Below are 10,295 nucleotides of genomic sequence, written 5' to 3' on the forward strand. Positions count from 1 at the left end.
AACGGCGGGGCCCAGGTTCGCGAGGGTGTGCTTGATCATGGATACCCAGTGCGTGGGCACGGTTTCGCGGCTGGACTCGGACGGTCCTGCAGCTCCGGCGCCTTGGGCCACCGTGGTGCCGTAGAAGCGCGGGGCAACCTGGTTTTCGAGCAACTCGTACAGTGCGGACGCTTCGATGTCATCGCGTTCGTCGGCTGATGCGCCGTTGTTGGCCGTGGGTATTGCCCAGCCGTTTTCGCCGTCGAACATTTCATCCCACCAGCCGTCCAGGACGGAGAGGTTGAGCGAGCCGTTGATGGCCGCTTTCATGCCGGAGGTGCCGCAGGCTTCCAGCGGACGGAGCGGGTTGTTGAGCCACACGTCGCAGCCCGGGAACAGGGTTCGTGCCATGGCGATGTCGTAGTTGGGCAGGAACACAATCCTGTGCCGGACTTCGGGATCGTCGGTGAAGCGGACCAGGTCCTGGATCATTTTCTTGCCGGCGTCGTCTGCGGGATGCGATTTGCCGGCGATGACAAGTTGGATGGGGTGTTTGGGATCCAGCAGCAGTGCCTTCAGGCGTGCGGGATCGCGCAGCATGAGGGTGAGCCGCTTGTAGGTGGGTACGCGGCGTGCAAAGCCAATGGTGAGCACGTCCGGGTCCAGCACGGAGTCTGTCCAGCCGAGTTCGGCGTCGGCCGCGCCGCGCTTCTTCCAGGAAGCCCGGAGCCGGCGTCGGACGTCCTCGATGAGCTGGGCGCGCAGCTCCCGGCGCAATGCCCAGACGTCTTCGTCGCTGACGTTGTAGGCAAGGTCCCAGCGGCCCAACGCTTCGGCTTCCGCGCCGAACTGGGTGCGGGCCAGGGTGGAGATGCGGGGATCCACCCAGGTGGGGACGTGGACGCCGTTGGTGACGGACGTGATGGGGATTTCAGAGTGGTCAAATCCTGGCCACAGCCCGGCGAACATTTCGCGGGACACTACGCCGTGAAGTTTGGCCACGCCGTTGGCACGTTGCGCCAGGCGCAAACCCATCACCGCCATGTTGAAGACGGAGGGGTTGCCGCCGTCGAAGTTTTCCCGGCCCAGTTCCAGGATCCGGTCGGTGGGCACGGCGGGTGCCAGTCCGGCTTCGAAGAAATGCTTGATCTGGACGGTCTCGAAGCGGTCGATGCCTGCGGGGACGGGCGTGTGCGTCGTGAAGACGGTTGACGCGCGTCCGGCTGCGAGGGCCTCGTCCCAGCTGAGGGGCACGGCGGGATCGGACATCGCTTCCTGGATGCGTTCAATGCCGAGGAATCCTGCGTGGCCTTCATTGGTGTGGAAAACTTCCGGCGCGGGTGTGCCGGTGAGCTCCTGGTAGACGCGGAGGGCCTTGACGCCGCCCATGCCCAGAAGGAGTTCCTGCTGGAGCCGGTGGTCGCCTCCGCCGCCGTACAGGCGGTCCGTAATGCCGCGGGCGGCTTCGTCGTTGGAGGGAACGTTGGAGTCCAGCAGCAGCAGCGGAACGCGTCCGACGTCGGCACGCCAGACGTGCGCGTGGAGCTCGCGGCCGTTGGGCAGCGGGAGGGAGATGTGGACGGGCTTGCCGGGCATGCCGTCCTTGCCGGGGTGGCGAAGAAGCGTGAGAGGCAGGCCGTCGGGGTCAAGCACCGGGTAGGTTTCCTGCTGCCAGGCGTCGCGGGACAGGGACTGCTTGAAGTAGCCTGCCTGGTAGAGGAGCCCGACGCCGATCAGCGGGACGCCGAGGTCGGACGCGGCTTTGAGGTGGTCGCCGGCGAGGATGCCGAGGCCGCCGGAGTACTGGGGCAGAACCTCGGTGATGCCGAATTCGGGGGAGAAGTAGGCGATGCAGGCGGGAGCGTCTTCGCCGAGGCCTTGGTACCAGCGCGGTTCGCTGAGGTAGCGATCCAAATCCGAGGCGGCTTCCTGGACGCGGTTCACCAGTTCGCCGTCGTTTGCGAGGTCCTGCAGTTGTTCGCGGCTGATGGACCCCAGAAGGGCAATGGGGTCGTGCTGCGAGGCCTCCCAGAGAGCCGGGTTCAGGCTCGCGAAAAGTTCCCGTGTGGGCCGGTGCCAGGACCAGCGCAGATTGGTCGCCAATCGGGCCAAGGGCCGGATGGGCTCGGGGAGGACGGTACGGACTGTAAACCTTCGAATAGCCTTCACGAGCGCCACACTAACGGACTCACATGGCAGCCGGAACTGGATTGGGTTTCTTTTAGGTAAAAGTCATCTTGCGTCGAGGAGATAGGTCGTTTGCTTAGCATTCTGTGATTTTTGTCGCTAACGTCGTGGTTGTGACGAAAACTGCGCGAACCATCACCGCCCTGAAATCCAAGACGACTACGGACATCACCGAGGGACTCCGCTTCGGCAGGTTCCCCATCACGGCCGTGCAGCCGGTGGTTGAGGGTGGCCGTTTCCCGGCGAAGGCCTTGCCAGGGGAGGACCTGGTGGTCGGCGCCACGGTCTTCCGGGAAGGCCATGACCAGCTTGGCGTGTCCGCTGTGCTGCTCGATCCCAGGGGCAAAGAGCGTCAGCGTGTACGCCTGGCCCCGGCCCAAGGGGAGCAGTGGAAAGGCCTGGACCGCTGGGAGGGCATGATCACGCCCACCGGCACCGGCGCCTGGTCCTTCGTCATCGAGGCCTGGCATGATCGCTACGGCACCTGGCACCACAACGCGGAGGTCAAGGTAGGGGCCGGCATCGATGTCGAGTTGATGCTCGCCGAGGGCGCTGCCCTCCTGGCAGAAGCCGCCGACGACGCCGGGCGCAGCGCTGTGGAGAAGCGCACCTTGCGTGCCGCCTCAGTGGTGCTGGCCGATACCTCCAAGACTGCAGAGGAACGCCTTGGTGCCGGTTTCAGCCCGGAGGTGCTGGCCGCCGTCGGACGCGTTCCGATCCGCGAACTGGTGACCGTATCCGAACGTTTCCCGTTGCAGGTTGAGCGCGACCTCGCGGGCCGTGGCTCTTGGTATGAATTCTTCCCCCGCTCGGAGGGTGCTGTGCTGGATCACTCCACCGGAGTGTGGACGTCCGGCAATTTCCGCACGGCGGCGAAAAGGCTCGACGCCGTGGCGGAGATGGGCTTCGACATCATCTACCTGCCGCCCATCCACCCGATCGGTTTCCAGCACCGCAAGGGGCGCAACAACACGCTGACGCCGGGGCCGCAGGATCCGGGTTCGCCCTGGGCCATTGGTTCCAAGGACGGCGGCCATGACGCCATCCACCCGGAGCTGGGTACTTTTGAGGACTTCGACGCCTTCGTGGCACGCGCCAACGAGCTGGGTCTCGAAGTTGCTTTGGACCTTGCCCTGCAGGCAGCTCCGGACCACCCTTGGGTGACGTCCAACCCGGAATGGTTCACCACACGGGTGGACGGGTCCATCGCCTATGCCGAGAACCCGCCGAAGAAGTACCAGGATATTTATCCCCTGAACTTCGACAATGACCCGGCAGGCTTGTCCAAGGAGATCCTGCGGATCGTCCAGCTGTGGATCAGCCACGGAGTCAAGGTTTTCCGCGTGGACAATCCACACACCAAGCCCGTGTGGTTCTGGGAATGGCTGATCGGCAAGATCAACAAAAAGAACCCCGAGGTGGTCTTCCTGGCGGAAGCCTTCACACGCCCGCCAATGATGCATGCCTTGGGCCGCGCAGGGTTCCAGCAGTCCTACACCTACTTCACGTGGCGGAACACCAAGACCGAGCTGGAGCAGTACTTCCACGAGGTCAGCCACGAAACCGCAGCATTCTTCCGGCCGAACTTCTTTGTGAACACGCCGGACATCCTCACCGAGTACCTGCAGTATGGCGGTCCTGCGGCCTTCCGCATCCGGGCCGCACTGGCTGCAACGGCCAGCCCGCTCTGGGGTGTCTATGCAGGGTACGAGCTCTACGAGCACGTGGCCCGTCCGGGCGCCGAGGAGTACATCGACAACGAAAAGTATGAGTACAAGGCCAGGGACTGGGAAGGCGCAGCCGAATCGGGACGCACCCTGGCGCCGTACATCACCAGGCTGAACACCATCCGCAAGAAGCACGTGGCGCTGGGCGACCTGCAGAACCTGACGCTCCACAGCAGCACCGATGACGCCACGATCGTGTACTCCAAGCACAAGACGTTGCCGGATGGCACCAAGGACACCTTGATCATGGTCATCAACGTGGATCCGCACAGCACCCGTGAAAGCACGGTCTCCCTGAACCTCGCAGCCCTGCAACTGGATCCAAGTGACCTCAACGAGGACGGCCGGTTCCGGGTGGATGACCTGATCAGCGGCCAGAGCTGGGAGTGGGGCGAGCACAACTACGTGCGCTTGGATGCCCATGTTGAACCGGCGCACATCCTGAGCATCCGGAGGCAGCCTTAGTGAGTTTTTCTCCGCAGAACCCGAGCCAGTACTTCACTCCGAAGAACACCTTCGAGCTGAACGCCCCCGGTCTCCAGCATGATCCACACTGGTACCGGAAGGCAGTCTTCTACGAGGTACTGGTGCGGGCCTTTGCGGATGCCAACGGGGATGGTTCCGGCGATTTCCATGGACTGATCGAGAAGCTGGACTACCTCCAGTGGCTGGGCGTTGACTGCCTCTGGCTGCCCCCGTTCTTCCACTCCCCGTTGCGCGATGGCGGCTACGACATCGCGGACTACACGTCCGTGCTGGACGAGTTTGGCACCATCAGCGACTTCAAGCGCTTGGTAGCCGAGGCACATGCCCGCGGCGTGCGGGTCATTATCGACCTTCCGCTGAACCACACCTCGGACCAGCACCCGTGGTTCCAGGAGTCACGCAAGGACCCTACTGGTCCCTACGGAGATTTCTACGTGTGGAGCGATACTGACGAGAAATACCAGGATGCCCGCATCATTTTCGTTGACACGGAAGAATCCAACTGGACGTTCGATCCCATCCGTCGCCAATTCTTCTGGCACCGCTTTTTCAGCCACCAGCCTGACCTGAATTTTGAGAACCCCAAGGTCATCGAAGCCCTCTATGACGTGATCCGGTTCTGGCTGGATCAGGGAATCGATGGCTTCCGGGCGGACGCCATTCCCTACCTGTTTGAGGAAGATGGCACCAACTGCGAGAATCTGCCGGCAACCCACACGTTCCTGCAGGATCTTCGCCGGATGGTGGATGCGAACTATCCCGGCAGGGTGATCATTGCCGAGGCCAACCAGCCCCCGCATGAAGTGGTGGAGTATTTCGGCACGGAGGAAGCGCCCGAATGCCATATGGCGTTCCATTTCCCCATCATGCCGCGGCTCTACTACGCCTTGCGGGACCAGAAGGCCGCTCCCATCATTGAGACCCTGCGGGAGACCCCGGAAATCCCCAAGGGTGCCCAATGGGGAACTTTCCTGCGCAACCATGACGAACTCACGCTGGAGATGGTGCCGGCCGAGGAGCGTGCCGCAATGCTGGGCTGGTATGCCCCGGATCCCCGGATGAGGGCGAACATCGGCATCCGGCGGAGGCTGGCACCGCTGCTGGATAACTCCCGTTCCGAGATCGAGCTCATCAATGCCCTGCTTCTTTCCCTGCCTGGCAGCCCCTTCCTGTACTACGGGGACGAGATCGGCATGGGAGACAACATCTGGCTCGACGACCGCGATGCCGTCCGCACGCCGATGCAGTGGAACCCGGACCGTAACGCGGGCTTCTCCGGGGCAGACCCGGGCAAGCTCTACCTGCCGGTCATCCAGTCGCTGGTTTACAACTACAGCATGGCCAACGTTGAGGCCGAGGCCGCGCACTCCGGTTCATTGCTGCGCTGGACCCGCCAGATCCTCAGTGTCCGGAAGAACCATCCGGTGTTTGGCTTGGGCAATTTCCGGCACATCGAAGCCGACCACGAGGTGGTGCTGGCGTATGTGCGGGAATTGCCAGCGGGCAATCCCGAGGGCGAGGACGCCGAAACCATTCTGTGCGTCTTCAACCTCTCCCAGCACCCTGTGGCGGCAACGTTGGACATCCCTGAATTCGCGGGCCGTGGCCTGCGCGATATTTTCGGCGGCCAGCCCTTTCCGGCCGTCGGCGACAACGGTCACCTGACCGTGATGCTGGGCAGCCACAGCTTCTACTGGCTGCGGGTGCGCTCGGCTTTTTCCAATCCCTCGTCGCCTTTTACCCAGGCGATTCCCGTGGTGACCTCCAAAGGATGAGATGAGCAAGGACAACTTGAACCCCTCCGTTGAAGGACTTCTCCGGACCTGGCTGCCAGGCAAGCGCTGGTTCCCGGTCAAGAGCCCCGACTTTGCGCTGGAGCAGGTGGGCGGCTTCAGCCTGCCTGGTGCCACTGGCGAGGCCGCCTTTGAGGTGGTGCTGCTGGCGGTGACCTACCGGACGGCCGACGGCGGTCCCCGGACTGATGTGGTGCAGGTTCCGTTGAGCTACCGGAGCCAGCCGTTGGTGGACGCTCCCACGGCGTTGCTGGGCGAGTTCACGGACAACTCCGGGCTCCGCCTGGTGTACGACGCCGCCTACGATTCAGACTTCGTCACTGCCTGGCTGGAGCTCATGCGGAGCGAAGGAACTGTTCCTGCCCAGGAAGCGGCGGGCGGAGCCCAGGGGCACCTCACGCGTGGCCGCGTGGCACTTCCGAAGACTCCCACTTCCGTAAAAGTCCTGTCCGGGGAGCAGTCCAACACTTCGGTCATTATCGACGACGGCCACTCTGCCGCCATCCTGAAGATCTTCCGGGTGCTGGCGGCCGGGAAGAACCCCGAAGTTGAACTTGGCGCAGCTCTGACCGCCGCGGGGACCAGCGAGGTTCCGGCCACGCTCGGCTGGATCACCGGTTCATGGAAGGGGCAAGGATCAGTGCCTGCCACGGGCGAACTCACGGTGGCCCATGAATTCCTGCTCGGTGGATTGGACGCTTGGCGCTTGGCGGTGGAAGCAGCCGCGGCCGGTAAGGATTTCACCGCCGAGGCACGGGGGCTCGGGGCCGCTACTGCGACTGTTCACGCCAGGCTGGCTGAAACGTTCGGTACCCATGACGGGCAGGAGCAGGGACCGGACATCATCGCCACTGTAGCCCGGCGTGTCCGTCAGTCGTGGGCAGAGGCCGCATCCGCCGTCGGGCCCTATGACGAGAACCTTGACGCACTGCTGGCGGCGCTGGATCCCGCAGATGTGGGGCAGTTGCAGCGTGTCCACGGCGACCTCCACCTGGGGCAGATCCTGTTGGTTCCCGCTAGTGGATCCGGACACGGCGACGGCAGGCAGGCGGGGCGGTGGGCCATTCTGGACTTCGAAGGAGAGCCGCTGCGCACCATTGACGAGCGCAACAATCCGGACCTTCCCCTCCGTGACGTCACTGGCATGTTGCGTTCGTTCGACTACGCCGCCGGTGCCGCCACGCGCGAGAATGTCCACGCCGAAGTTCCCGAAACCTGGGTGGATGACTGCGCTGCCGCGTTCCTTGAGGGGTACAGCGACGTCACCCCCGGAACCATTGACCGCCGCTCGCCGCTCTTTGTGGCATTGTGGCTGGACAAGGCCTTATACGAGGTTGTTTACGAGTTACGGAACCGGCCCGACTGGCTGTCGATTCCGGTGAATGCATCGCGACGAATCCTCGACAACACAAGCCGCGGCAAGCATGCGGCAGCTACAGCGGAAGGTATTGACATGACTGGCTCAGCACGCACCGAACGGCCCCGAGTTCCCCTGCACGTGGACTCCGAGACCTTGGAACGCGTGGCCGCCGGCGCTTACCACGCGCCGCATTCGGTGCTCGGCGCGCACTTGGACGATCATGGCCACGTCACCATCCGCACGGTGAAACACCTCGCCAAATCCGTCGCGGTGGTGACCGAAGCCGGCCGCACGGAAATGGCCCATGAGGCCCATGGCGTCTGGACCGCAGTCCTGGAACCGGTGCAGGCCGGCCACGTGCCGGACTACCGTTTGGAAGTGGTGTACGACGTCGAACCCGTCACCATCGATGACCCCTACCACTACCTGCCTACCGTAGGTGAGGTGGACCTGCACCTGATCGGTGAAGGCCGGCACGAGCGGCTTTGGGATGTCCTCGGGGCGCACGTCCAGCATTACCGCTCTGCACTGAGCGAAGTGGATGGAGTTTCCTTTGCCGTGTGGGCTCCCAACGCCCAGGCCGTCCGCGTGAAGGGCGACTTCAACGGCTGGGATGGCCGTTCGCACGGTATGCGTTCCCTGGGTTCTTCCGGCGTCTGGGAACTGTTCATCCCCGGGGTTGTAGCAGGGGCGTGCTACAAATACGAGATCCTCACAAAATCCGGACAGTGGATTGAAAAGGCTGACCCGTTGGCCTTTGGCACGGAGGTTCCGCCACTGACTGCCTCGCGGGTTGTGGACGCCAGTTACCGGTTCAAGGACGCGGAATGGATGAATGCACGCGCCGCTAAGGACCCTCACAACTCGCCCATGAGCGTCTACGAAGTCCACCTGGGCTCCTGGCGGCTGGGACTTGGCTACAAGGAACTGGCCAAGGAGCTCGTGGACTATGTGAAGTGGCTTGGGTTCTCCCACGTTGAGTTCATGCCGGTGGCAGAGCACCCCTTCGGTGGGTCGTGGGGCTACCAAGTAACGTCCTACTTTGCACCCACCTCGCGGTTCGGTCACCCGGACGAGTTCCGGTACTTGGTGGATTCACTTCACCAGGCCGGAATCGGCGTCCTCCTGGACTGGGTCCCTGCACACTTCCCCAAGGACGCCTGGGCCCTGGCGCAGTTCGACGGCCAGCCGTTGTACGAGCACTCTGACCCGGCTTTGGGTGAACACCCGGACTGGGGAACCCTGATCTTCGACTTCGGGCGCAGCGAGGTCCGCAACTTCCTGGTGGCCAACGCGCTGTATTGGCTGGAAGAATTCCACATTGATGGCCTGCGGGTGGACGCAGTGGCTTCCATGATTTACCTGGACTACTCCCGCGAAGAAGGACAGTGGAGGCCCAACAAGTTTGGCGGCCGCGAAAACCTCGAGGCGATCTCCTTCATGCAGGAAGTCAACGCCACGGTCTACAAGTCCCACCCTGGAGCCATCATTATTGCCGAGGAATCAACGGCATTCCCCGGCGTTACCGCTCCCACCAACCACGGTGGCCTCGGCTTCGGACTGAAATGGAACATGGGGTGGATGCACGACTCCCTGAAGTACATTTCCGAAGACCCCATCAACCGGAAGTGGCACCACGGGACCATCACGTTCTCCATGGTCTACGCCTTCACGGAGAACTTCCTGCTGCCCATCAGCCATGATGAAGTAGTTCACGGCAAGGGCTCCATGCTCCGGAAGATGCCCGGAGACCGGTGGCAGCAATTGGCCAACCTCCGCGCCTTTTTTGCATACCAGTGGGCCCACCCCGGCAAGCAGCTCATCTTCATGGGCACCGAGTTCGGACAGGAAGCAGAATGGTCCGAGCAGTATGGACTGGATTGGTTCCTCGCGGACATTCCTGCGCACCGTGGCCTGCAGCTTCTGGTCAAGGACCTCAACGAGCTCTACACGTCCACGCCGGCCCTGTACCAGCGGGACAACGAAGCCGGTGGCTTCCAGTGGATCAACGGTGCTGACGCCGATCACAACGTCCTGACTTTCATCCGATGGGGTCACGACGGCAAGCCGCTGGTTTGTGCAGTGAACTTCTCGGGCGGTCCGCACAAGGACTACATCCTGGGAGTTCCCTCCGCGGGGGAGTGGACAGAAGTCCTGAACACCGACTCTGAAACGTATGGCGGTTCGGGAGTGGTCAACGCCGGAGCGCTGAAGGCCTCGACGCCCGGGACGGATGGACAGCCCGCAGCGTTGACGGTGACTCTTCCCCCACTGGGGGCTTCCTGGTTCACTCCGGCAGGCTAGTGCGCTAAATCCGATCCGCCTGGATACCAGGTGGGTCTCAGAGGGTCCGGAGCTTCGGCTTCCGGGCCCTCTTGGCCGTTCTTCCCCGTGTTTCCGGCGATTTTTCCCGGTAGAGGCAGCGTGTCGTTGAGGGGTTTTGCCATCCCGGGGAAGTAGGGGTATAGTTAGTACCCGCGCTGCTCCCCAGTGGAGGACGGTGAAACTGACAAAAAACCGCAAGGAAAATCAAGTCAAGATCGCCGATTTGACCCGGAGGCAGGCAGCGTGTAAGTTTGAAAAGTTGCTCCGGAGCGATCCAGCGAAGGCTGGTGGTACTGCTTCGGAATAGTGACCTGTTGTTTGAGAACTCAATAGTGTGCCAAGTTTGTTGATACCGATTGTTTTATTGATTGGTTGAAATTATGGCTGGATCGTTGCGCACCCCCGTGTGTGGTGGTCTGGTTTTCAGCTGGTTTCGAA

The 10,295-nt window shown here is 62.7% G+C and carries 4 protein-coding genes; 3 read left to right on the top strand and 1 reads right to left on the bottom strand.

Annotated elements, in window-relative coordinates; all coding sequences use genetic code 11:
* The coding region (glgP, locus tag HP499_RS15245; protein ID WP_309138399.1) for an alpha-glucan family phosphorylase at positions 1-2,148 on the bottom strand (2,148 nt) is incomplete at its 3' end.
* A gap of 125 nt (positions 2,149-2,273) precedes the next feature.
* On the opposite strand from glgP, the gene HP499_RS15250 reads away from it, so the two are divergent.
* The 3 genes from HP499_RS15250 to HP499_RS15260 are packed head-to-tail and all read left to right on the top strand — an operon-like array spanning position 2,274 to position 9,836.
* Positions 2,274-4,358: a maltotransferase domain-containing protein gene (locus HP499_RS15250; RefSeq protein ID WP_172325057.1), complete on the top strand. Its 2,085-nt coding sequence runs from the start codon at positions 2,274-2,276 to the stop codon at positions 4,356-4,358.
* Complete coding sequence (gene treS / locus HP499_RS15255) at positions 4,358-6,154, top strand: maltose alpha-D-glucosyltransferase (RefSeq protein WP_172325053.1); 1,797 nt, start codon at positions 4,358-4,360, stop codon at positions 6,152-6,154. Before HP499_RS15250 ends, treS begins: the two co-directional genes overlap by 1 nt.
* Before the next feature lies 1 nt (position 6,155).
* A complete protein-coding gene (locus HP499_RS15260; RefSeq protein WP_172325055.1) occupies positions 6,156-9,836 on the top strand; it encodes a 1,4-alpha-glucan branching enzyme in 3,681 nt (1,226 codons plus the stop codon).
* Positions 9,837-10,295 lie beyond the last annotated feature (459 nt).

It is taken from the genome of Paenarthrobacter sp. CM16, assembly GCF_013179505.1.
In the GTDB taxonomy this organism is placed as follows: domain Bacteria; phylum Actinomycetota; class Actinomycetes; order Actinomycetales; family Micrococcaceae; genus Arthrobacter.